Raw genomic sequence first — 22,286 nt, forward strand, 5'->3', positions numbered from 1 at the left:
GAACTTACCGGCATATGCAGGCGGTCGAGGTATGTACGGCTCTACCTTGGCGGTGCCCGCCTCGGCGTTGTCGGCGTAGGCAGCCCGCACACGGGCCATTGCCTGCGCGTAGGACATCGTGTCGGTATCAATGGTGACCCTCACGCGGTACTCGCCCAGATGCTCGGGAGCGTGGTAAGAGCGTCGGTGAGCAGGGCCAGTTCTTGTGGGCCGTTGGGTGCAGTCACACGGATTCCGGAAACGCGTGCACCTCCCGGGATGAACGCGCGGACGGCGATCCCGCAGTTACTCAGGTGCTCGGCCACGGGCAGCGGGTCTGGCAGGTGAACGAAGCGGTAGTGGAGCTGGGCGTCGACGACACGTGAGCCGAAGACCGAAGCGAGGAGGGTCTCCAGGCGGGCGGCATCATCGTGGATCGCGGCGCGGGTAACAGCCAGCCATGCTTTGTCGTACAGCGCAGCTGTCGCTACGTGAGCATCGAGGAGCGACAACGGCCATCGGATGAGCTGGCTGGCGACTCGCTGGCGCAACTGATCGTTGCGGGTCCACAGCACCCCCGCCCGGACCCCCACCATTCCGTACGACTTCCCGGCGGACTGAAGCACGACCACGTTGTCCAGGTCGGTGCCGGCCAGGCTGAGTTCCGGGCCCCCGCGCAGGCCGAGATACTCCTCATCTACGACGAGGAGCGTGCTGGGATGCTCGTCGGCGACCTGCAGCAGATCCTCACGGGTCAGAAAGATCCCCGTCGGGTTGCAGGGATTGGAGAGGATGACTGCGCCGCCGGTGTGCCGGGTCATTGCCTGACGGAGCCGGTGCAGCCGCTGCTCGGCGCTGTCCTGTGGATTGGTAGGACTGTGAAAGTCGGCGTAATGGAACAAGCTCATGGTCTCGGTGTAGTCGGGAGCGATGACACCAACGCCGCGGCCGCGGGGACACGGCAGCTCGCTGCCGACGCTGCCGCCATGCAGCGGCGAGGACAGGACGCGGGCCAGCACGGTGAGAAACTCCGTCACGCCGCGCCCCGGCAGGAGGTGGTCCGGGTCAACGCCTCCGAGGTGCGCGGCGAACGCTTCCAGGTAGGGCACCTCGCACCCGTAGGGCGGCGGCGCAAGGTCTTCCGGATGCTTCACAAGGAGCTCGTGGACCGATTTGAGGATGTGCCGCGGCGGTCCGTAGCGGTTGTGGCACACCGACAGGTCCAGGCTGATCTGACCGGCACTGTACGACCGGAGATCTCCGCCCTGCCGGTGTGCTGTCTCGTACACCGGTGAGGACACCGGGGTCCGGGATGGCAGGGTTCCTTCTGCAGGTTGCCCCGCTCGGCGCTTCGGCGTGATCGGTGTGCCTGTCGGCTTGTGCATGTCCGGCTCCTCGCGTGTCCTGTTCAGCGGTCGACACCCGTTGAACAAGCGCATTCTGACTGCCGAACCGGACACCCCGCGCTGGTCCTGGGCAGGGTCCACGCGATGCGTCTTCGTCGTCGCGCACAGCTTGCTCGACGTTGAGTGGCAGCAGTCATGGGAGATCGGGTGTCTACGAGCGAGCCCAGAAGCCGCGGAAGCCTACGCGGGCGTCTGTCGGACTGCACGGCCGCCGACCCGGGCCGGGTACAACTAATGGCCTAACGTCCCGGGTGCGCCAGCGAGAGCTCGCCGGCCGGATAACGGACGGGGTCCAGCAGGTTCGTGATCAGCCGCCACTGCTCGGTGCGGACAGTGCCATCGGCCAAGGTGACGGTGCGGGTCGCCTCGATCACGCGCACCGGCAGCAGTACCCGCAGGACGCCGTAGCCGACGCGGGCGATGTAGGAGCCGTCGCCCAGGTGCTCGGCGGGGGTGGGGACGCGGCGGGCCCCGGAGCGCAGAGGGAACCGTGCCCCGCTCTGATAGACGGCATCAAGGAACTCGTTGCCGTCGAAGGCCGCGTCGGCCAGCAGGAGCATCGTCTTGTCCAGGGAGGTAAGAAGCCGCTTGGCATAGTCCTCAGAACCTCCGCTGAGCACTGAACTCGGCCCGTGGCCAGGGGGTTCTCTTTCTGAAAGCGGTTCACCCGGTGTGGGACGAGCGCCGCCGTGTTCTTCCCGGCCACCAGGGCACCGACCACGGCACCGCGGCGTTGCCGGACAGCATGCCTGATCCCTCCCGGCGGTCACGCCGCCGACTCACGACGGCCCGGACGCGCCCGAGCCTTCATGGCCCCCGACCCCCACCGTGCTGAAGATCGTCGACACCGTCACCGGCGACATCACAACCGCCTCCTACGAGTTCGACATGCCTGGCCCCGAGCGGCATTCCCACAACAGTCACCCTCCGGATCAAGCACCGCACGGTCAGGTCCTGCGAACGGCTGATCGCCTTCACGGTCCTGTCCCCAACACAATCGATCTGGTCGTGCCGCTCGACGTGGCCGAGGCCCAGGCGCTGACCGACGAGATCCGCGCCGCAATCAAGGACGTGAAGGCGACCACCGTGCGCCCTACGGCCGTTCGTGTGCCCACCAGCAGCACGCCCGGCGGCGTCATCACCGTCTGGCAGGACAGAATTCGCCGCTAACCCTCTGTAGCACCGCGCACCTGGTTCCCTTCCGGTCGGCAGCACGTCGGCTGCCGACCAGTACTCAAGGAGACCACGTGCGCATCAGCATTTCCCTCGACCTTGGCGGCTGTGACATCGACGGCGCTGAGCCCACCGTCGAATTCACCTGGGACATCGGAGCGCTGCCGCTGCCGCGCAGCGGTGAACGTGTTGCCTTCGGCGAGGTATTCACCGTGGTTCACGCGGTGCAGTACCTCTGCCCGGACGGTGACTCCCTCACGGCCCTGGGATCAGAGGCCAACCCCGTGTCGGTGGCACTTCTCCTGGCGCTGCGCACGGAGTCCATGGGCCTTACGACACCGGAAATACAGGCGGTGCTCTGTGGGCTGCCATGTGTGAGTGACGTGTATGTCCCCGGTATCGAACCGGATCGGTCTGAGTGACCAGCGCGAAGCGCTCCGGCGCCCGCTACTGGGTGTCTGTGATCACCGATCAGGGAACAGCAGCGCGGACCAGTGGCTCGATGAGAGCAACGCCCGAACCGAACTGCCGCGTATGGGCTGGTGCACAGGGCTGGCCGACGTTCTGGCCGCCGCGTACGCGGGAGACCTGCACGCGGACACGTCCGGGATCGTCCGCCGCCGTGAGGGTCAGGGACGCCGGGTACGGGCCGCCCTGGTCGAGCTGCTGGCCTCCGGCGGCTACTGGAGATGGTGGCCGGGCTGCCTCAGCTCTTCCTCGGCGCCTGACCGCTCACCGCGGCCGACGCGGTGCGGGCGGCGGGTCGCCGCACTCCCGGGCCATGGCCTCGGCCCTGGCCCGTGCGTCCTCGGCGCGGTCCTCGGCATCCTGGGCGAGGTAGCGGGAGGACTCGTCACCGACGGCGTCGACGAGCCGGTGCAGCAGCGCCGCCCGGCGCTCCAGGTAATCCAGGCGGCTGTCGGTCGTGGAGCGGCGGGAGTTGTAGTGCTCGGCGTCGCTCAGCAGCCCCACCAGTTCCGCGACCAGCAGCCGGTCCGTGCCCGGCTCGGCGGTCGTCACGACGACTTTCCGGCGAGCGCGGCCAGGCGGTCCATCTCGTCCACGCCATCGTTGCAGCACTTCCCGCACACCAGCCGCCGCCGCTTGGGCTGCTCGGGCAGCCGGATATCGAACGGCGCCCGGCCCTCAGCCTTGTCGCGCAGGTCGTAATCGCACTCCGCGCAGACCAGCCGGGCGGCGCGGGCCTGCTTCTTCGACCAGGAGGGCCACTCCGCCGACAACCGCAGCATGGCGATGACCATGCCGTCGGCCCGGGGCTGGAACACCGTGAAGTCCCAGTGCGGGGCGTCGGTGGGGATGTCGGCGACGGTCTGCTTCAGCGACGGCATCCACGGCACCAGGTGGGCCAGGTCCTCGCGCAGGATGCGGACCTCCTCGCCCTCGCGCATCGCCTTGCTGTACGAGGAGGCGAGCGGGAACCGGAACGCTGTCACGATCTTGTGCGGGACCTGGAGCAGCTCCAGATCCCGGCTGATCTCGGCGGCGGTGGCCTTCCACTCCCCGCAGTTGACCTCCCGCCACAGGGCCAGCCCGTCGGCGTTCAGCTTCCCGGACGCGTTGATCGTGCTGACGATCCGCCGCTGCGCGGCCCGTACCTCCGGGGCGACCGCTACGGTCATCTCCGCCTCCTCGTCCTCGTCGGTGCCCGTCCATGGACGCCGTGTCTGCACTGATCAACGATGCAGGCCCGCGCACGGCGCGGTCCGACTTTCCGCCCGATCGGTCCGGGCCGGCCCCTACTCGTCGGCGGTCGCGTTTTTGTCAGGCAGGGGCCGCAGCCCGCCGGGCAGGTCGGGGAGCTGGAAGGAGTACCGGCCGAGCATGTTCACGTGGTGCCGCACGAACGGGGAGAGCCGGGCGACGTCCTCGTCCCGGACGACGACGCGTGGGCGGCAACGTGTTGCATATCGGACCCGGCCGGATCGGGAAGGGGGAGGTGCTTACGCTCACGTTCCTGGTGGACGGCCGTCCAGACCTCGCTCCTGAGAGCAGCTTCAAGCACCCCCTGCTCGACGTCACGGTCAAGGAGGGCATCTACTACCGGAAGGCCTTCGAGACCGGCCACGGGTCGGGAGACTGCACCTGACCGACGAGCCGGGACGCCCCCGGCCCGGGGGATGGGGCCCGCAGGCTCCTTGATTAAATCAGGGTTGCAACAAGCCCTTCTAGTTACTACCTTGGTTTAATCAAGATGTCGCGAGCGAAGGGGAAGTACGTGACGGACCGTTATGAGTGGCCCGAGCTGACCGTGTTCGAAGAACTGGACGTTCCCGTGAGTGCGGTGGAGCGCTTTGACGGCGCGCTCACCTGGTACGACTCCGAGACGGGCACCGTGCTGGAGACCATGACCGTAGGCATGGTGGACGGGAGGCCCGTTGTCCTGCTGGAGTCGGTCCGCGACGACGACGGTCTCCTGACTGGTCCGGATGGCAAGCCGCACACCGCCTGGGGCCAGCACACCGTCTGGGTGGGATACGAGACCGTCGACGAGGCCCGCGCCGACCGCGACGCAGTGTTCGGGGACGGCATGGACTACGCCAGCAGCCCGTATACCTGGGGGCGCCGCTACCAGGCACACATGGGCCCCGCCGGGGCCGGACGCTGGCACACCACCATCGCTCTCGGCGACTCGATCGTGCAGCAACTCCACACCGCCGAGGACGCCGCGGAATCTGCGCTCCTCTCCGGGGTCGGAAGCATGGCCGATCACCTCACCGCCACGGAGCACCCGGTGGACGCCCTGGGCGCGACCTGGCTACGGATGCGCGCCGCCGAGCATCAGGGCACCGCGCTACGGGCCGCCTTCGCGGCGGGGCTGGATAAGGCCAAGGAAGACCGGGTCGTCGACCGGTACGGAGAGATCTCGAACGGCGACATCGCGCACCTGACCCGCACGTCGCCACAGAATCTCGCAAAGCTCCTGGGCCGCGAGAGGGGCTGACGTGTAGAGCACCCTCCAACCGCACCACGAAGAGCGGCGTCCGAAGCCATAAGAGGTGGCTTCGGACGCCGCTTCGACTGTACGCCGTGACACCAACCTCACGGGACAGCACAACCTAGACCCGCGTCGGCTACGCAGGGAGCCGGGGATCAGGAGACGGCGGCGAGGACGGGCCGTGCCCGCCCCACGGCCTGCACCACACCGATCGCCGCCCACCCGGCCGCCCGCCTGCCCATCGGAAGAAGGCGCCCGTTGAGCCCTGGGGGCGGAAACGGTGGTTCTCCCACCAGTCTGCCGATGGCAGCCGGTAGTGTCAGGAGTGGCCGCAGCGCGTCGGCCTGACTCCGAGCCATCTCGCCCACGCCGAGACGGCAACGACGACAAGGGGCCCAGCCTCACGCGACGCCAGAACCCCCTCAGTCCCCCCGTGGTCCGTACCGACGCCACGGCGGCCGAGGCGTGGGGTCCGCCGCCGAGGAAGCGATCGGTCATGACCGACGACAAGCACGCCAAACGCGCCGCCCGTGAACTCGCCGCGCGTGAGGGCATCTCCTACACCGCCGCCCGCCGGCGCCTCGCCGAACCGAGCGACGTCGACCAGGAGCAGCCGCCACAGCTCATCCCCATCGCCATCAGCACCGCCGCCCTCTTCGACATCGACGCCCTGGACGAGGGCGAGCGCATGGTCGTGGACTGCCTGCGGGCGCTCGCGGCCGAGGGCCAGCCGCTGGCCGTGCGCATGGCCGAGCCGGACCCGGAGGTCGTGGAGGCCCGGATGCGGGCCGAGGAGAAAGGCATCACTCCGCAGTGGAAGCGGTGGGCGTCGGTGGAGGCCGCCGTCGACGGCTACGTGCTGCGCGAGACCCAGTACGGGCCGAACCGCTCCGGCTACACGTCGACCAGCCGCGGGCCCCGGGTGCCGGTGCCGGTCCGCACGGCCGACGGCACGGTGACCGTGGTGGCGATGCCTGAGTGGGCCCGGCTCCACGAGGGCCGGTGGATCTGGGAGCACACCGGCTGGCCGGTGGGGGCGCCGGGCCGGATCGTGGACCCGCCGCAGGAGTTCTCCCCGGCGCCGGGGCTGCGCTGGCAGGTCGCGGTCTGGCTTGACCTCGGGTACGAGGGCAAGGTGCTGGGCGAGGACTACATCGGCGGCACCTCGGACTGGAGCACCGTCGGCTGGTGCACGAACCGGGACGACGCCCAACTGATCGCCCGGGCGTTCACCGCGCACCGTGGCAATCACGCCCGCGCCGACGTCATCGAGCATGGCACGGACAACGGCGTCGTCTCCGTCACCAGGGACACGTACCTCCCGGCCCCGGGCGCTCCGGCCCGTCCACGCCCGCCCGCCCTGGGCGAGCCGCGCGGCACCCTCGCCGCAGGCCCTCGCCCGGCCTCCCCGGACCGGTCCGAGATCACCGAGCCCGCCTGGTACCAGGGAGCGAAGCACCCGCCGACCTCGTCGCTGATCGTGTGGACCGGCACCGGCTGGCGCACGCTGGTCCACACTTACTGGCAGTCCGCGAACATCGCGGCCGTGCTCGGCATCGGGGCCGGCGGCCCGTACGAGTGGGCCGAGGCGTGGGGGCCGCGCCACCCGGACCGGGACCTGCACGACTGGACCCAGGAGGGCCGCGAGCTGACGCACCGGTTCCCGGAGCCCTCCTACCAGGAGCGCACGAAGCTGATCGACGCCATGCGCCGTGCCCATGAGGACGCCCTGGTGGACGCGCTCGCCGACCGGGGCGGCCTCACCCGGGACCAGGCCGTCGCCCGCCTTGCTCAGGGCGGCGAGCAGTACCGCCAGGTCCTGGAGGTCGGGCAGGCGACCATCTCCCGGGCCCTGCACACCGCCCGCCGTGCCCTGCCCGAGGGCCCGGAGCGCACCGCCATCCGGCACGCCCTGGACGACCTGATGTACCGGCATCTCCTCCCCGCCGATGCCGAGTGCATCGCGGGCGAGCAGCTCGACCGCGAGGTCGAGAGCACCCGCTCCCCCGAGACCACCGCCTGGTGCCGCCGTGCCGTCACCGAGTACGTGTCTCCCGCCGCCGACCCGGCCGCCGCTGGTGCCGAGGGCTTCCGCCCGCAAGACACCAAGGTGGCGTCATGACGTCGTGAGGGCATGACGCCACCAAGGCCCTGATTCAGCAGCTCAGCTCAGCGGAGCCGCCGGATCAGGGCCTTTCGCGTGGGCTCGGGGGACAGGGCGGCGAGGTACTTCTGTGCGCGGCACTGTCACTCATAGAGGGCCGCGACTGCATGCGTTCCATTAGGTGACGCGACTTGTGCGTGTCATCAAATGCTGACAGTGTGTCGGTATCGCAATGAACGGAGAAATCAAGATGAAGCGTCATCACATCGCCGCGGCACGCACCATGGGTCTCTTCGCCGCCGGTGCGGGAACGTCGAGCGCGCTCCTCATGTGGGGGGTGGCCGCCACCGAGTTCATGGAGCCCACCGCGCTGTATGAGACCGCCGCGCTCGGATTCGCCGCCCTCTCGGCCGCCGGAGCCGTCACGCTCGGCGCGGCCCTCACCGCTCAACACCGAGCCGACGCCCATGCAGGACGCGGCTGCTGACCATGTGGCACCTGAACACCGACGAGCGCCGGGCCCACCTCGGTGCCGCTCTCGGCTACCTCGGCGAAGACGAGACGGCCCCGACCTACCGTGTGGGGCGCGCCCTGTTTGAGCGGACGTGGCAGAGCGGCAAATGGGGCGGACCCGACGAGAGCTGCCCCGAGCAAGACCCCGGCTACCTGCGCGCGGTCTGCATGTGCGGCTGGTCTTCGGACGTCCTGGTGGACCTGTCCGTGGAGCTTCCCCCTGACCACGAACGACCGGCCGCATCCCGCCTGCACGGCCAGGACCGGGCCCGTGCGTACTGGCTCGCCCACGCGCTCGCCGCCACGTCCACCGCCCTCCCGGGCGGAGCGGAAGACATGCTTGGCCAATCCGAGCAATGGCTGCGAACTCTCACCGGCCGCCAGCCCCTTGCCTGCCTGTCACTCGCCCGTGCACTGCGGGAAATCGCCGACATCCACGAGGGCCAGGCCGTGCGGCACGCGCGGGCCCTCCAGATTTCGTGGGAGGACATCGGCACCGCCGCCGGCACCACCCGTCAGCAGATGCACCGCAAACACCGCGGACAGCCGCCGCTCACCGACGAGCACGACATTCTGCACCCGATCCATATCCCGTCCTACCAGCACGAGGACGGCCACCCGCCCTACACCATCACCGAAACCCGCGAAAGAGAGCCACCATGACCACCATGCCGAAGGCGCTGGCCGAACCGGCGTTCACCGTCGTCCTCGACAGGCCCGCCACGCACGCCGAAGCGAGCCAGTCATGAGTCGTGTCGGCGGCGATGTCCTGGGCGAGGGCGCGCTGGCGGCCGGCGCGGCGGCGGTGCGTAGTGGCGGCGAGCGGTTCCGCCTTGGCGAGGCGGTCGAGGACGGCCGCCTTGCCGAGGTGGACGGCGGCCCATTCCCTCCTGCGTGCCGGGTGTTCGGGGGTACCGGTTGCCTCGATCGTGCGGTTGTTCCGGCGGCGCGGCCCCGTCTGCGCCGCCGAGCGGGAACACCCCAAACGTGAGCAGGGCCCGGACGAATCCGGGCCCTGCTCACGTTCTGTGCGGTGTCACTGCTGCTTGGGGTACTCGAACTCCTCGATCGGGTAGGCCCGCCAGCTCCAGCTCGCTGCCTCAAGGTCGTGCTCGGCGACGATGACGACGTGCTCGTCGGGCAGGCCCTCACTGGTCTGCTCGGCAATGAGCTTGAGCAGGTCGAGGTGGAATCCGGCCGGGATCAGAGCGGTGGTGTTGCCGAAGCTGGCCGCGATGGTGACCGGCTCGCTCGGGTGGATGCCGAAGACGTCCACGGTGCTGAACGTCTGCGTGAACCCGATGATGGCCTCGGCCTTCACCAGTGGTGACCCCAGCACGCTGGTGCCCTTGTTGGCCGTGAGGACCCACACGGTGGCCACGGTCCCTCCCCTTCTCCTGCTGACGGTGATCGGCTCCTCATGGGTACCCCGGGAGCCCGGCGGGGCCGTACAGTCGATCGGGCGTCCGCAGCCAGCTCCAATGGCTGCGGACGCCCTTCTCAGCGGGCGACAACGGTGGTGAGCTGCATGGGGGTCACTTCCCTTCCGCGGTGAGCCAGCGCAGCGCGCCGGTGACGGCGTCCTGCGCGGCAGCGTCGTCGCCCGCCCGGATGGCGTCGACCAGGGAAAGGCCCGGGGTGTCCGCGCGGTAGACGAGCACGAAGGCCTCGTCGTCGTCGGGGAGCACGGTCGGGAGGGTATGCGTCTGCCGCTCCGGCGCGAGGATGATGCCCGCGGTCCGGACCTCACCGGCCCGCACCGCGCGCGGCCAGTGGCCGATCCGGTGCACCAGGTCGTGGGCGGGGTCGTCGTCCTCGCAGCACCCGCCCGGGCACGGCCGGGGCTGCGGTTCGGCGCCGTGCCGGCGGGCCAGCTCCCCACACAGCTCCGCGAGCCGCCGTACACCGAGGCTGCGGGTCTCGCCAGCCGCGACGGAGCGGGCCAGCGTCTCGGTTTCCCGCACCAGGTGCTCCGGCGCCATGTGGAACGCGTTCGGCAAGTCCAGGTGGGCCCGGTCCTCGGCGGTAACCGGGACTGCCCAGTTCGGCAGGCTGAGGGCCTGGTCCAGGTCCATCTGGGGGGACTTACCCCCGCGCATCTCCCCGACGAACGACGCCTCGCCGTCGCCGAACTCGATCGGGTACGGCGTCCGGCTCTGTCGGAGCAGCCGGTCGATCTCCCGGCGCATCTCTTCCGGGGACTGGTCGGCGAAGAGGCCGTTGTCCCGGAGCAGGTGGGCGGCCTCGTCGAGCATCAGCACGATGCGGTCGGTGGACCCGCCGGTGCGCTCCTGCTGGACGGCGAGCACTGCGGCAAGCATGTCCTTGGCCGATGTGACCGTCTTGCCGGGCGCGGTCTTCTCCAACTCCCCGCGAAGGCGCAGAAGTTCTACGCTCTGGTCCTGGAGCTTGGTGGCAGCCCACGCGCGGGCGGCCTCGGCCTCGGCGTCCTCGTCGGCGTCGCGGCGGTACTGCTCGGCGACGGCGGCGCACTCGTCCTCGGTGCACAGGACGCGGGCCACGGCCTCGGCGGAGCCGTCGGCGTTCTCGATGATCTCGACGTCGGCGTCGGCCAGCTCGGCGGCGATGCACTCGGAGACCATCCGCAGGCCCTTCCGGGCGCTGGCCTCCAGCTCCGCGGGGGAGTGGTAAGCGGTGACCCGCTGGCGGACCGTGCCGCCGCCGGTCCAGGACCAGCGGGTGCGGTGCAGGTGGACGGTGTAGTGGCGGCCGGGCTCTCCCGGAACGAGAAGGAGCGGTACGGACAGCGGCATGAGTCAGTCACCCTTTCGTGTGGTGGCGGCCCGGGCGATCCAGGCCAGGTGGTCGAAGTCGGCGGCGGTGAGCGGGCCGCCGTCGGGGCGGGCGTAGTCGATGACGACGCGCGGCCCGGGCGGGCGGAACAGCTCAAGCTGCCCGTCGCACACGGGAGTTGCCTCCGCTGCCGGCGCGTTGGTGAGGTCGCTCATCGGTTGTTCTCCCTGTGGATCTGGCGGATCAGGCGGCGGCTGACGATGCGCTGGGGCAGCATGCCCTCGACCACGTTCTTCGCCCGTCCGGCGTGCACGCGCAGCAGGGCCAGATAGAACCGGGCCATGCACGCGGCGGCCACCACGGCGGTGACGATGAGGAAGGTGGGCATCACGCGCCCTCCCGGATCACGAGGACGGTGGCGCGGAAGCAGCCCTGCACCGGGCCTACCTCTCCGTCGACCGCGATCTGCCACCCGGCGTACAGCTCCTCGCGGCCGTCGGGGGTGTGCTCGGTGTCCACGGGGACGCCGACGTGGGCGGCCCACTGGCGGATGGCCTCGCGCTGCTCGGCGGGGGTGTAGTTCAGGTGGTCGGCGGACCCGGTGACGGCGCCGCTGACCGCGAGCGTCCAGGTCAGCGGGGGCAGGTTGAGCCTCGGGGCGTCCGTGAGCAGGGTGTCGATCAGCTTCTGGCCGCGCCGCTGCCACTGGTGGAGGGTTTCGGCCGGGACGGTGTCGGTGCTGGTCATAATGGTCCTCTTCCTTGGTCAGGCGGCGGGTTCGGTCTGCGAGGCGGGCTTGCCGGTGGACTCGGTGACGATGTCCTCGGCGATGGACCGCCGTTGGCGGGCCCGGCGCCGGTGCTCGGTGGCGACGAGCGGCTCCGCAGCGGCCAGCCGGTCCAGGACCGCTGCGTGTTCGAGGTGGACGGCGGCCCACTCCCTGCGGCGTGCCGCGTGCTCGGGGGTGCCGGTCGCTTCGATCGAGCGGTTGAACGCGTCCCGGTCCAGTTCGGGGAAGGTGTCGAGTTCCGCGTGCAGGCGCTTGGCCTCCTCGCGCTGCTCCTGGGCCGCGCGGCGGGCCGCAGGGTCGTGCAGGGAGGGCAGGCCGGAGCTGACCGCGTCCGGGCGGTCGGGGACGATGCTGGCGTACCAGCCGTCGAGTTCGTACACCGTGTGGTCAGGGGCTCCCTGCCGGTGCCGGCCGAGCTCGACCCAGGATGCGACGGCGGCTGACCAGCGGTCGTGGGCGGCCTGGCGGCTCATCCCGGCCTCGTCGCCGATCTCGGTCCAGGAGGCGCCCTGTTCCCGCCGGATGATGACGGCCTGCTCGGTCAGCTTCTCCGCCAGCCGCAGCAGGTTGAGGGCGTTGCCGACCGGGTCGTATTCCTCGGTGGTCGGCAGGTCGTCAAGGACGGCGGTGCCGATCTGCTGGAGGGTCAGGGCCCGAGCGAGCCTGATGTCGTCCAGCGGGACCAGCGGAAGCTGCCGGTCCGGCTCGGGCGCGGTGTCGTCGGTCTCAGTCATGAGCGTCAAGCTACACCTGACAACTGACATCGTCAGGAAGTTCCGACACAACGAATCGTCAAGCAATCTTGACGCTATGTTCCGACTGCTTCCCTTGACCAGCGGCGTTGCAGTCAATGCCTGACGGTCCACTGTGCAGGATCTCCTTGACGATTCGGCCGGATTCACCCGTCCGGGTGGCCGGTCGCGAACACACAGGATAATCACGGTTATCCTGTGTGTAGCTTGACCTGCCGTCAGAACATACCGATTCGGCAGCTATTGCCACGACATGCGCCGGATGTCCTTGAGAGTGGCCCCGGCGGCACACCCGCCCGCGGGCCGGACCCGAACGGGGGCCGGGTGCACCCGTACGAGACGAGGAGACGCACACATGAGCGCGAGCAGCGAGGGGGTGGCCCTGGAGCGCATCCGGGCCGCCGGATACCGGGCCCTGGAGGAGTACCCCGGCAAGGTCAGCCTGCCCTGGCTCCTGGAGTGCCTGGAGTGCGGTGAGCCGAGGAGGCGGCGCCCCGACCCCCGGCTGACCCCGTGCAGCCACGCGAAGCACGCGAAGCGGGAGGCCGAGTGGGAGAAACTCCGCCGCACCGTGAGCACGTACACCCTGAGCGAGAAGAACCTGCGGGCCATCGAGGACATCCCCGAGCCGGGCGAGCCGTGGTGGGTGCAGTGCAAGTTCTGCGGCCGGGTCTGGCACATGCCGGAAGACCGCCTGCGGGCCTGCCCCCACAAGGGGGACGGTGACCCCGGACACCCGCCCCTGCCGGAGCCCGCGAAGAAGCGCACGGTGAAGGCGTCGACCGCGCCGCCCTCCGCCGACGAGATGACCGTGCTGCCCGGCCTGGTCGGCCGACACGCCTACCTGATCGAGGACAACGGCCGGTGGTCGCTGCGCGTGAGCCGCTACGCGCAGGCGCCGGAGCTGGACAGCTGGACTCTCCTGCTGCACGTACCGCTGGACGAGCCGTCGACCGAGGCGGCCGAGAAGCACCTGCGGGAAGCGGGCTGGACCATCACCCCGCACCGGGAACGGGGATGGGGCGAAACCCGCCAGGTGCGCTGGTCCGAGCCGCCGCAGAAGAAGTGGCCCGCCGGCCAGGCGAGCCTGTACGCAGAGGTGACCTCGCCGCTGCTGACCGAGTACGCGGTGGGCCGGGACGTCCTCGGCTCGCAGGCACGCAAACCGGAGATCACCGCGCGAAACTTCCTCAAGCGCACCCGGACCGAGGCCGCCGGGACGGGCCGGGACGCCCAGGGCCGCACCTGGGACCTCTACCTGCGCACCGAGGTCGAGGCCGCCCGGCGGATGGAGCAGGAAGCATGACGAGCTCGCAGCCGCTGCCACGCGTGGTGGTGCACCCGCAGGTGCCGGAGGAGGAGCGGCGTGTGATTCTGGCCGCCCGCCCGGACCGGTTGAAGTTCACCACAGACACGCCTCCGCCCGCGGCCCCGAGCCGTGCACGCGCATGGCTGCGGGAGCGCCGCCTCCCCCCGCGAGAGGAGATCCGGCGTGCCGACGTCCTGGCCCGCCAGCACGGCAGGTACGTGCCGCCCCGTGAACTGGTTCTGGAGGTGCGGCCGTTGCTCGCCCGTGCCCAGCAGGCCATCGACACCATCCGGCAGACCCGGGTGCACCGGCTCGGCGTGCTGGACCGGGAGCGCCACCGTGCCGCGCTGCCCTTCCACGAGTGGGAGATCGGCCAGGCGTTGGCGCAGTACAGCCGCACCGCGCGCGAGCAGTACGCCATCGCGCCGCAGAGCCGGGACGCAGCCGACGCCGTGGACCGTGGAGAGGCGCGGCTCGCCGGGACGCTGAGCGGGGTGGAAGCGCGCGTGAGCGCGCTGGAGTCGTACGCGGCGAAGGCCCGCGAGGCGGACGCCCTGTACGCCGCACTGGCCACGCGCGAGGCGGTCGCACGCATCGACGACGCGCTCCTGGACCTCACCGCACGCAGCGTCGCCGACGAGATCGCCGTGACCGACATCGCGAGCATGGACCATGCGGCCGCTGCCACCATCGAGCAGCTCCGTGGCGCGCTGGACGCCGACGCCCGGAGGATGGGCCGGTGACCGGCTCCGCCCCGGTTCTGCGTCCGGTGGCCAGCGCCCTGTCGACCGGCACACGGAACCCGCGCGACCTGTGGCCGGAGCACGCACGGAGGCTGTACGACCACCTGATGGCGCTGTACGGCGAGGACGACCCGCTGCCGACGCTCGCCGCCTCCTGGATCGCGCACCAGCGCTCCGACAACACCCGCCGCTCCTACGCCCGCGGCTTCCGGGTCTTCGAGGAGTACGCGCGGGAGCACGGCACCCATCCCGTGGCCGTGAAGTTCACGCTCGCCGACGGCTTCCGGCTCTGGCTGGAGACAACCCCGCAGTGGCAGCGGGTCAAGGGCGGCCGGCCGGGGGAGATGACCCGCACCGGCAAGCCGTACTCGGACGCCTCCCGGGCGAACTCCCTGTCCGCCGCCTCCAGCTTCTTCCGCTTCCTCGACAAGGTCAGCGACGACGGGGTGAAGAACCCCTTCGACGCCGTCCAGCGCCCCTACATCGACCCCGACTTCTCCTCGACCCCCGGCTACACCGAACAGGAGTGGGCGAAACTGCTGGTCACGGCCCGCGACGCGCACCGCGTCGCGGCGTACCGCAAACGCACCTACGCCCTGCTCCTGGTCCTCTACACCTGCTGCCTGCGCATCGACGCCCTGCTCAACGCCCGTATCGAGCACCTCGGATACGACCGCGGCCACCACGTGCTGCGGGTGAAGGTCAAGGGCGGCGGCCGGGCGAAGAAGCCCATCCCGCCGGCCGCGTGGGACGCGCTCCAGGACTACCTCGCCAGCCGCGACGCCGAGTCGGCGTGGCTGTTCTGCACCGCCAGCGGCGGAAAGCTCGACGAACCGGCCGTCTGGCGCACCCTCCAGTCCATCGCCGAGCGCGCCGGACTCCCCAGGCGCGGCCCGCACGGCACCAAGGTCGACGCCATCACGCACGCCCTCGCAAAACCCGACGCGCGCCCGGACAAGGTGCAGCGCTGGGCCGACCACCGGGACTCCCGCACCACCCAGCGCTACAACAAGCGCAAGGAACTCCTCGACGACAGCCCCGGCTACAGCCTCGCGGCCGACGTCGCCGGAGCGCTGGCACAGCGTACGGACTGACCCGCCACCTCACGCGACAGGGCCCTGGACTGCGGTAGATCCGCAGGTCAGGGCCCTGTCGCGTTGGATACCGCACATTATCCGAGGCGATACGGACCGTGCCACCCCCGCCACCCGATCGTGTACAGAGTTCCAGCCAATCTCTGAATTCTCTGCGCATGCGGGGCCCGCCGGCCCCATACTCGAACCAGAGCGCACAGAGGTGGGTAAGCATTCGACGCACGACATGAGAGGGAACCTGATGGAGAAGAACCACACGACGGACGCCGCCTGCTTCTGCTGCGCCACGCCGCTCGGCACGGGCGGCGTGGCGCTCCGCGAGAACCCGATGGCCACGGACGTCTGCAACATGGACCCGGACTCGCCGGAGGCGCGGGAGCCGATGTGTGACCAGTACGAGCAGGTCCTCTACGACGACCTCTAGCCAGAGCCCGGCCCGCCGGGCGGACATCCGCCGGCGGGCCGCCCCACCCCTGGAAGGACCACCCATGAGAATCATCATCGAGGGCGCCACCGAGGAGTTCGCCGAGAAGGCGATCGTCCTCGCCGCCCAACACGGCGCGGAACTGACCGTCGTTCCGCCCGTCCAGCCGGGCTGGACCGTCGACCGCGCCGAGCGCTTCCTGCGCTCCCTGCCCGGCAGCGCCCTACTGTTCACCCGGACCGTCGTGGCCGAGGACGGCTACGCCGAGGTCGCCACGCTGCGCGAGCGGGTCGGCAAGCTGAACGGGCCCACGGTCGCCCTGGCCTTCGCGTTGACACGCGGCGTCCGGGAGGGCTGGTGGCCGGAGGGCACCCCGTCTCCCGTCGAGAAGGTCATGGACACCGAGCGCCCCGCCTCGAAACGGCCCACGGGCTACCTGATGGCAGGTCAGGACCTGACCGTCTTCCGGAAGGCCTTCGCCCGGGTGGACACCGCCCGGCGGGCCGCCCGGGTTGCGGGGCTGTACCCCGGCGGCGCGGGCACCTGACCCACCGCGCCCGCCCTTCCCGGGGCGAGCGCAGCCAGCAGACCAACGCCTACGCCGACCACCGCGCGAACGGCACTTGGGTGGCCCTGGACCGGCCGACCGGCACCCGGGAACCGCTGCCCGAGACCACGCAGGGACGGACGTGAAGGCCACCGACCGCCAGACTTCCGGCCCCCATACCTCCAGAAAGGCAACACACAATGATCCCGAAGCCCACCCCGCCCACCGGCATCTGCCGCCGGTACGACGCCGAGGGCCGCCGCTGCGAGAACACCACTTGCCGCGCCGACGGCTGGTGCGGCAAGTGCGGCGGGTTCACCACCCCGGAGTCGGCAGGTGATCTCCGCTACCAGCGGGGCCTGCCGACCTACTTTGCGAAGGCTCCCTTCGGGCAGGTCTGGAAACCGACCGCCCCGCCCATCGATTCCGACGAGGCATACGACGGGGTCTCGATCAAGCGCACCGCCCTTCAGCGCTACGCCGAGCAGCACTCCGTGTCCCTCGCCGACGCGGAAGCCCAGATCCGGAGCCTCTTGGAAGACCTCCTACTCTCCGGGCAGATCGACCGGTCTGCCGACAGTGGCACGTACCGGCTGATGTTCCGCACCGAGGGCTACCTGCTCCTGCTCGACGCGGAGGCCGGGACCGTCGTCAACTACGGCACAACTCACGTCGAGCGGACATGGGCGCAGGTCAAGTCGGGCGTCGCCTCCCGTGGGGAACTCAAGGGCCCGAAGACCAAGAAGCGCAAGAAGTGGCTCCAGGACCTGCTCGACAGCCTCGACAACCACGACGGCCAGGGCATCCGCATCACCTTCACCGCGCTGGACCGGTACGCGGGCAAGCTGACGCGGGAGAACGGCGCGGAATGCCTGCGCGAGATGTCCGCCAAGCTCCGAGCGCTCCGGCCTCTCCTGGGCGCCGACAGCGACCACCTCGTCGACGGCGACGGAGGCCGCTGGGAATTCGAACACGAGAAGGAGGGCGAGGGGCTCGTCCTGACCTCCTACGTCCGCCCCGAGAACACGAAGAAGCAGCCGTGACGTACCGCACGATCCTGCTCTTGGTACGGATTCCCCGCCCGGTACGCCGCCATCCGCGGCGACGCCGAGGCCTTCCACCCGGACTACATCGCCGACCGCAGGCGTACCGCGCTGCTCCTGCGCGCCGTCATCGCCGACCTGGTCGCCCTCGCCGGCCCGGCGACTGCCTGCGTTGCTTCGGAACCGGCAGGCGGTACGACGCCGACCGCGGCGAATACTCGCTCTGCTACACCTAAACGCCCGACCCCGCCTACGAGCCCGCTCCCCCGAGCAGCACGACCTTCGCCATCGACGAACCCCCCTTTCTGAGAGGAGAACCCGTGAACAACCTGACCGAATTTTTGAGAGGTCTGGCGCCCGGCGCCTTAGTGGTCGCCATCGGTCCCGGCGCCTCTGGCAAGTCCACCGCTGCCCTCACCGCACCGGTCGACGCCGTCATCAGCCTCGACGTCCTGCGCGGCGAGATCGGCACCGGGGAGGGCGACCAGTCCGTCACCCCGGCGGCCGTCGAACAGCAGAACCGGCTGCTCGACACGTTCCTGGCCGCCGGGAGGCGGGTTTTCCTGGATAGCACGAACGTGGAGCGCCACATCAGGGCGGGGTTGGTGGAGCGGGCTCGTCGGCACCAGCGCCCCATCATCGCTCTGCGCTTCGGCACCAGCCTGGACACCTGCCGTGCCCGCAACCGGTCGCGTCCCGGAGCCCGGCAGGTGCCAGACGACGTCCTCGTCTGGCAGTGGTCCCTCGCACGGGAGGCGACCGCGCAGGTATTGCTGGAGGAGGGCTTCGCCGCGGTGTACGAGACCTCCCCCGAGGCGCCGAAGGAGAACGCATCATGACGACCGACACCACTCCCGTCGTCCGTGGCAGTGACGCCGAGCCGACCGAGCAGGAACTTCGCGACCTCGCCGCCGAGCACAACATCGCCGTCCCGAACCGGCCGCCCCTTGGCCTGGTCCGCCGCAGCCGGTACGACGATCTCTCCGACGACCTCGTCGCGGCCCTGGTGGCGCTGGCCAAGGCCAAGGACGACGTCCGCTATTGGATGGGCCGCTTCGACGAGGCGCACGACCGCGTGACCGCAGCCGACCTTTCCGCGACCGCGACGCGCGCCGCCTACGACGTCGCCAACGAGCGCGCCGACCGGGCCGAGGCCGAACGCGACGAACTCCGCGACCAGCTTAAGCAGCACCAGGAAGACGAGCCTGACCCGCAGCCCCCGGCCGGTACCGCGCACCACACGTACAGCGCCGCCGAGCTGGCCCAGCACCTCGAAGACGGGTGCGAGCCCTGCGCGGCCACGCTGCCCGACCAGTCGCACATCTTCCTGGTCGAGGTCGCGCACGCGGCACGGGACGCCGGTGCGGCCGTGGCGCTTTTCCTGATCCTCCAGGACCTTGACCGCCGCGGCATCGTGAAGAAGGAGGCACCGGCGGTACGCGTCTAGCCGGATGCTGCCCAATCACCGTATCGGGCAGCACCGAAAGGACGCCGGAACTTCGGGGAGCCGCCGCTGGCTGCGGGAGCCAGCGGCGGCGGCGCTCAGAACGGAGACTGAGACGCAGGGTTCGCCATGTTGACCACGGCGACCCGGTTCGAGTGCACCCTGTGGGCCTTGAGGCCGGCGGGCGACTGCATCAGCGCGGTCGCGGAGTGCTCGATCATCGCCAGGTGCACGCTGACCGGCCCGGTGACCCGCACCGAGTAGCCCTGCGCCCGTCGGATCGTCTGCCCGGCGTCGAGCGCCTGCCGGACCGTGACGTCGGCGACGTCGGCCAGGCGCTCGGCGACCACCACGACCGGGTCGGAGTCGGCCGGCTGTGGTGGTGCCACCCGATGAGGCATCAGTTGTCAAGCAATCCCGCGTGCGGACGCTTGACTTATTACAGCGTCAGCGTCCAGCGGTGGTCCACGCTGCTGCCCTCGGTCACCGTCGACCAGCTCCCGCCCAAGGGAAAAGGGACCACACGCGGTGCCGCGAACATCGGAGTGAGTGCGGCCCAGTGGCTGGAGCGCGAGGCCAGGTCCTGGCCGCTGGACTGGTACGTCGTCAGCGCCCCCCACCACGACCCCGTGCCGAGCATGGCAGCGGGCGCCGCCGACCGCCTCGCCAGCCGCGACGCCGAGTCGGCGTGGCTGTTCTGCACCGCCAGCGGCGGAAAGCTCGACGAACCGGCCGTCTGGCGCACCCTCCAGTCCATCGCCGAGCGCGCCGGACTCCCCAGGCGCGGCCCGCACGGCACCAAGGTCGACGCCATCACGCACGCCCTCGCAAAACCCGACGCGCGCCCGGACAAGGTGCAGCGCTGGGCCGACCACCGGGACTCCCGCACCACCCAGCGCTACAACAAGCGCAAGGAACTCCTCGACGACAGCCCCGGCTACGGCCTCGCGGCCGACGTCGCCGGAGCGCTGGCACAGCGTACGGACTGACCCGCCACCTCACGGTGGACAGCAGCTCGCCGGTGCGGGGGTGGCGGGCGGTGAGGTCCATGGCGGAGAACGCGCCGTCGTGGATGCGCAGGGCGAGGCGGTCGCGGTGGAGGACGTCGAGCACGTCGAGGATGTGCCCGGTGCCGCGCACGAGGCGGAACATCTCGGAGATGTGCACGGTGTCGCCAGGCCGCGCGTAGGTGAGCAGCTCGCTGAACTTCGGCCGTTCCAAAGGGTGGAGGCGGCTGGAGGTGCCCGGGTCCTCCTCGAAGAAGATCGGGTCCTCGATCCCAGCCTCGGCCAGGACCTTCGCCGCGTACTCAAGACGGGTGAATTTCGCCCGCTGCCGGTACGTGAGCGGAAGATCCCCAAGCCAGGCGGCTCGGGGAAGCTTCAGGGGTCCCAAGGCCGCCCAGTTTGCCACGGTCCTTCTGCCCTGGCAGCCCTTCGTGCTCGCTCAGACCCGACGCCGCTCCGTAGTCCCATTTCTGCTGCTCCAGTTCTGCCACACCCGCTCTACTTTGGCCCCGTCCGCCAGCCACCTGTCCGCTTCCGAAGACAAGATCCGAGCCGTCGCAGCAGTATCGGACGACGGAAGGAACGGCTGATGTGCAAATCACTCGCCGAGGGGGGGCGGCGCTGCCGAGGAAGCGGACCTGCCGTACGACGGGCGCGGTACGCAGTCACCAAGTCTGCAGCTGCTCGCACCCTCGAGAAGGCCATATCCCAGAACGAAATCGACGTTCATTCCGACGCCTACGCGACCTACCTGAAAGCTCGTGCTGCTGCCGATATGGGTCGCGTAGCGGCATTGTCAGGCGATAGCGACGCAGCAGCGGAATGGGCGCTGAAAGCAAAGCTGGATATGCAGCGTGCCGCTCAACAGGTAGCGGAAGCCACGAAGAGAAGGATCCGGGTCGAGGAAACGAATCGGCTGATTGAGGTAGCCCTTGAAAGGGTCAATCCTAAGTACGAGCCTGGTAATCACGACTACACGGAAAATTGCTCCAATGTTGTCCAGGCCTACGAGCTCCGACGGCGGGGTATGGACGTTCAGGCCGGCCCGAAAACCGGCTTCCCCAACTTTGTAATGGAAGCGACATGGGGAGGGAAATACCACTACGTGGAGCCTGGACTGGACCATGGAAAGTCTGCCGTGGAAGCGGCATTCAGTGAACCCGGCTCACGTGGCATCGTTTATGTTGCCTGGAAGAGTGGCGGCGCCCACGTGTTCAACGTGGAGAACGTGGGTGGCCGAGTTCGGTTCGTCGATGGACAGCCGACACCTCACGTGACGGATGCATCACACTACTTCGCGCTGAGCAAGATGTGCGGTTACTTGCGCATCGATGACAAACCCAGCCCGCCCCAGGAGAGCCCCGCCATCCTTCTGGCCATCCGGCCGGCCAACTCCTGAACGCCCACCGCAAATTCGCCGACACTCGCCAACTGCTCCAGGCATCCGCTTAACTGATGCTGCCTGACGAAGAATACTGGCAATGATTGGATCTCAGTATGGCTATCACGTACGAGAATGCCCGCGACCTGGTTCGTAGCACGCTTCAGCCGCAGTGGAAGCTCGGCACTTTCTGCCTGGATGACCGCAACATTGTCGAGAACGACGACATGTACGTCTTCGAGGTCGGTGCGCGGGAGTTCCTCGTGGACGGAGATGCGTCGTTCTCTGTGCCGGGTGGCGTAACCGTCGTCTACAAGACCGACGGCCGCCTGGACTCGATCCCGTCCTTTCAGGTCGCCACCGACCCCACCATTCGAACGAAGTCGAACCCCCACCCCACGTTCGCCTGAGTAGCCCGGTGCCGTTTCGAAGGCCGCCCCGCCCACCAGCGGGGCGGCCTTCCCCGTTCCTGAGTGTGGGCCAGTGCGGGTGAGCGCTCCCCGGTCGCATCCGATGGGCCATCAGCGCAGGTCAGCAGCTTATTGGTTGCGGTCAGACCGCGATGCCTCCGATTACGGAACGCTCCATGCCAAGCATCATTCAGGATCTGCTGGTGGATTCGTGACAGCCGATCAGCTATACGAGAACAGGGCCGTCATCGGTGATCGTGATGACCGACGCCCACCGCTCCCCGTACGGCCGGACAGACACGCACCGGGCCCGCCGAGCTCGTCGGTGTACCGCTGCCAGACCGACTTCCACACTTGCGAGGCGACGGCGCCTGTGCCCCAGATGGCCGCGGCCCTGTTGGTTGCGCTGGTCGGTAGGCAGGATTCCACAGGCCACCGACAGTCGGGGAGCCCTCTG

General features: G+C 69.7%; 29 protein-coding genes and 1 pseudogene. 18 read left to right on the top strand and 12 right to left on the bottom strand.

Annotation, left to right across the window (positions count from 1 at the left end):
- Window positions 1-140: 140 nt before the first annotated feature.
- Window positions 141-1,364 carry an aminotransferase class I/II-fold pyridoxal phosphate-dependent enzyme gene (locus ACFYXM_RS11150; protein ID WP_389288704.1) on the bottom strand — a complete coding sequence of 408 codons (1,224 nt, stop codon included), beginning with the start codon at window positions 1,362-1,364 and terminating at the stop codon, window positions 141-143.
- 260 nt (window positions 1,365-1,624) lie between these two features.
- The gene (locus ACFYXM_RS11155; RefSeq protein ID WP_389288705.1) at window positions 1,625-2,005 is read right to left on the bottom strand and encodes a hypothetical protein; all 381 of its coding nucleotides are present in this window, start codon (window positions 2,003-2,005) and stop codon (window positions 1,625-1,627) included.
- 208 nt (window positions 2,006-2,213) lie between these two features.
- Here ACFYXM_RS11155 and ACFYXM_RS11160 point away from each other — a divergent pair, with 208 nt between their 5' ends.
- Both ACFYXM_RS11160 and ACFYXM_RS11165 read left to right on the top strand, forming a co-directional pair.
- Complete coding sequence (locus ACFYXM_RS11160) at window positions 2,214-2,555, top strand: hypothetical protein (RefSeq protein ID WP_389288706.1); 342 nt, start codon at window positions 2,214-2,216, stop codon at window positions 2,553-2,555.
- Between the two features lie 77 nt (window positions 2,556-2,632).
- Window positions 2,633-2,980, top strand: coding sequence for a hypothetical protein (locus tag ACFYXM_RS11165; RefSeq protein WP_389288707.1), 348 nt, complete (start codon window positions 2,633-2,635; stop codon window positions 2,978-2,980).
- Between the two features lie 310 nt (window positions 2,981-3,290).
- Here the strand turns inward: ACFYXM_RS11165 and ACFYXM_RS11170 are convergent, their stop codons facing one another.
- Both ACFYXM_RS11170 and ACFYXM_RS11175 read right to left on the bottom strand, forming a co-directional pair.
- The gene (locus ACFYXM_RS11170; protein ID WP_389288709.1) at window positions 3,291-3,578 is read right to left on the bottom strand and encodes a hypothetical protein; all 288 of its coding nucleotides are present in this window, start codon (window positions 3,576-3,578) and stop codon (window positions 3,291-3,293) included.
- Complete coding sequence (locus ACFYXM_RS11175; RefSeq protein WP_389288711.1) at window positions 3,575-4,249, bottom strand: hypothetical protein; 675 nt, start codon at window positions 4,247-4,249, stop codon at window positions 3,575-3,577. The genes ACFYXM_RS11170 and ACFYXM_RS11175 overlap by 4 nt, the downstream gene beginning before the upstream one ends.
- 266 nt (window positions 4,250-4,515) lie before the next feature.
- Between ACFYXM_RS11175 and ACFYXM_RS11180 the strand changes: the two genes are divergently transcribed.
- The 5 genes from ACFYXM_RS11180 (at window position 4,516) to ACFYXM_RS11200 (ending at window position 8,794) form a co-directional block, all read left to right on the top strand.
- Complete coding sequence (locus ACFYXM_RS11180) at window positions 4,516-4,665, top strand: hypothetical protein (RefSeq protein WP_389288713.1); 150 nt, start codon at window positions 4,516-4,518, stop codon at window positions 4,663-4,665.
- Between the two features lie 129 nt (window positions 4,666-4,794).
- The gene (locus tag ACFYXM_RS11185) at window positions 4,795-5,520 is read left to right on the top strand and encodes a hypothetical protein (protein WP_389288714.1); all 726 of its coding nucleotides are present in this window, start codon (window positions 4,795-4,797) and stop codon (window positions 5,518-5,520) included.
- A 490-nt stretch (window positions 5,521-6,010) separates the two neighbouring features.
- Entirely contained in the window at window positions 6,011-7,636 is a 1,626-nt protein-coding gene (locus tag ACFYXM_RS11190; RefSeq protein WP_389288715.1) for a hypothetical protein, read from the top strand.
- 232 nt (window positions 7,637-7,868) lie between these two features.
- A complete protein-coding gene (locus ACFYXM_RS11195; RefSeq protein WP_389288716.1) occupies window positions 7,869-8,105 on the top strand; it encodes a hypothetical protein in 237 nt (78 codons plus the stop codon).
- A gap of 2 nt (window positions 8,106-8,107) precedes the next feature.
- Window positions 8,108-8,794, top strand: coding sequence for a hypothetical protein (locus ACFYXM_RS11200; protein ID WP_389288718.1), 687 nt, complete (start codon window positions 8,108-8,110; stop codon window positions 8,792-8,794).
- Between the two features lie 373 nt (window positions 8,795-9,167).
- On the opposite strand, the gene ACFYXM_RS11205 is transcribed toward ACFYXM_RS11200, so the two are convergent.
- The 6 genes from ACFYXM_RS11205 to ACFYXM_RS11230 form a co-directional block, all read right to left on the bottom strand.
- On the bottom strand, window positions 9,168-9,512 hold the full coding sequence (locus ACFYXM_RS11205; protein ID WP_389288719.1) for a hypothetical protein: 345 nt from the start codon (window positions 9,510-9,512) through the stop codon (window positions 9,168-9,170).
- Window positions 9,513-9,666: 154 nt separating this feature from the next.
- The gene (locus ACFYXM_RS11210) at window positions 9,667-10,905 is read right to left on the bottom strand and encodes a hypothetical protein (RefSeq protein ID WP_389288720.1); all 1,239 of its coding nucleotides are present in this window, start codon (window positions 10,903-10,905) and stop codon (window positions 9,667-9,669) included.
- Between the two features lie 3 nt (window positions 10,906-10,908).
- On the bottom strand, window positions 10,909-11,100 hold the full coding sequence (locus ACFYXM_RS11215; protein ID WP_389288721.1) for a hypothetical protein: 192 nt from the start codon (window positions 11,098-11,100) through the stop codon (window positions 10,909-10,911).
- Complete coding sequence (locus ACFYXM_RS11220; protein WP_389288722.1) at window positions 11,097-11,273, bottom strand: hypothetical protein; 177 nt, start codon at window positions 11,271-11,273, stop codon at window positions 11,097-11,099. Before ACFYXM_RS11220 ends, ACFYXM_RS11215 begins: the two co-directional genes overlap by 4 nt.
- Window positions 11,273-11,632: a hypothetical protein gene (locus ACFYXM_RS11225; protein WP_389288723.1), complete on the bottom strand. Its 360-nt coding sequence runs from the start codon at window positions 11,630-11,632 to the stop codon at window positions 11,273-11,275. The genes ACFYXM_RS11220 and ACFYXM_RS11225 overlap by 1 nt, the downstream gene beginning before the upstream one ends.
- Before the next feature lie 18 nt (window positions 11,633-11,650).
- A complete protein-coding gene (locus ACFYXM_RS11230) occupies window positions 11,651-12,409 on the bottom strand; it encodes a hypothetical protein (RefSeq protein WP_389288724.1) in 759 nt (252 codons plus the stop codon).
- 373 nt (window positions 12,410-12,782) lie between these two features.
- Between ACFYXM_RS11230 and ACFYXM_RS11235 the strand changes: the two genes are divergently transcribed.
- The 8 genes from ACFYXM_RS11235 (at window position 12,783) to ACFYXM_RS11270 (ending at window position 19,034) form a co-directional block, all read left to right on the top strand.
- Complete coding sequence (locus ACFYXM_RS11235; protein ID WP_389288726.1) at window positions 12,783-13,733, top strand: hypothetical protein; 951 nt, start codon at window positions 12,783-12,785, stop codon at window positions 13,731-13,733.
- Entirely contained in the window at window positions 13,730-14,479 is a 750-nt protein-coding gene (locus tag ACFYXM_RS11240) for a hypothetical protein (RefSeq protein ID WP_389288727.1), read from the top strand. The genes ACFYXM_RS11235 and ACFYXM_RS11240 overlap by 4 nt, the downstream gene beginning before the upstream one ends.
- Window positions 14,476-15,573 carry a tyrosine-type recombinase/integrase gene (locus ACFYXM_RS11245; protein ID WP_389288728.1) on the top strand — a complete coding sequence of 366 codons (1,098 nt, stop codon included), beginning with the start codon at window positions 14,476-14,478 and terminating at the stop codon, window positions 15,571-15,573. Before ACFYXM_RS11240 ends, ACFYXM_RS11245 begins: the two co-directional genes overlap by 4 nt.
- A 226-nt stretch (window positions 15,574-15,799) precedes the next feature.
- A complete protein-coding gene (locus ACFYXM_RS11250) occupies window positions 15,800-15,997 on the top strand; it encodes a hypothetical protein (protein ID WP_389288730.1) in 198 nt (65 codons plus the stop codon).
- Between the two features lie 64 nt (window positions 15,998-16,061).
- Complete coding sequence (locus ACFYXM_RS11255; RefSeq protein WP_389288732.1) at window positions 16,062-16,544, top strand: hypothetical protein; 483 nt, start codon at window positions 16,062-16,064, stop codon at window positions 16,542-16,544.
- Between the two features lie 200 nt (window positions 16,545-16,744).
- Window positions 16,745-17,587 carry a hypothetical protein gene (locus ACFYXM_RS11260; protein WP_389288733.1) on the top strand — a complete coding sequence of 281 codons (843 nt, stop codon included), beginning with the start codon at window positions 16,745-16,747 and terminating at the stop codon, window positions 17,585-17,587.
- Window positions 17,588-17,907: 320 nt separating this feature from the next.
- Window positions 17,908-18,426 (top strand): AAA family ATPase, encoded by a 519-nt coding sequence (locus ACFYXM_RS11265; protein ID WP_389288735.1) that lies wholly within the window; start codon window positions 17,908-17,910, stop codon window positions 18,424-18,426.
- Complete coding sequence (locus tag ACFYXM_RS11270) at window positions 18,423-19,034, top strand: hypothetical protein (protein ID WP_389288736.1); 612 nt, start codon at window positions 18,423-18,425, stop codon at window positions 19,032-19,034. Before ACFYXM_RS11265 ends, ACFYXM_RS11270 begins: the two co-directional genes overlap by 4 nt.
- A 95-nt stretch (window positions 19,035-19,129) precedes the next feature.
- Here the strand turns inward: ACFYXM_RS11270 and ACFYXM_RS11275 are convergent, their stop codons facing one another.
- Window positions 19,130-19,420 carry a hypothetical protein gene (locus ACFYXM_RS11275; protein WP_389288738.1) on the bottom strand — a complete coding sequence of 97 codons (291 nt, stop codon included), beginning with the start codon at window positions 19,418-19,420 and terminating at the stop codon, window positions 19,130-19,132.
- A gap of 15 nt (window positions 19,421-19,435) precedes the next feature.
- Here ACFYXM_RS11275 and ACFYXM_RS11280 point away from each other — a divergent pair, with 15 nt between their 5' ends.
- Window positions 19,436-20,020: a tyrosine-type recombinase/integrase gene (locus ACFYXM_RS11280; protein ID WP_389288740.1), complete on the top strand. Its 585-nt coding sequence runs from the start codon at window positions 19,436-19,438 to the stop codon at window positions 20,018-20,020.
- Between the two features lie 7 nt (window positions 20,021-20,027).
- On the opposite strand, the pseudogene ACFYXM_RS11285 reads toward ACFYXM_RS11280, so the two are convergent.
- Window positions 20,028-20,444, bottom strand: a pseudogene (locus ACFYXM_RS11285) (recombinase family protein); the annotation flags it as partial.
- A gap of 183 nt (window positions 20,445-20,627) precedes the next feature.
- On the opposite strand from ACFYXM_RS11285, the gene ACFYXM_RS11290 reads away from it, so the two are divergent.
- Window positions 20,628-21,437: a toxin glutamine deamidase domain-containing protein gene (locus ACFYXM_RS11290; protein WP_389288741.1), complete on the top strand. Its 810-nt coding sequence runs from the start codon at window positions 20,628-20,630 to the stop codon at window positions 21,435-21,437.
- A gap of 98 nt (window positions 21,438-21,535) precedes the next feature.
- Window positions 21,536-21,829 carry a hypothetical protein gene (locus tag ACFYXM_RS11295; RefSeq protein WP_389288742.1) on the top strand — a complete coding sequence of 98 codons (294 nt, stop codon included), beginning with the start codon at window positions 21,536-21,538 and terminating at the stop codon, window positions 21,827-21,829.
- The last annotated feature ends 457 nt before the right edge of the window (window positions 21,830-22,286 follow it).

Origin of the sequence: Streptomyces sp. NPDC002476 (assembly GCF_042889785.1) — a bacterium.
Lineage (GTDB): Bacteria > Actinomycetota > Actinomycetes > Streptomycetales > Streptomycetaceae > Streptomyces.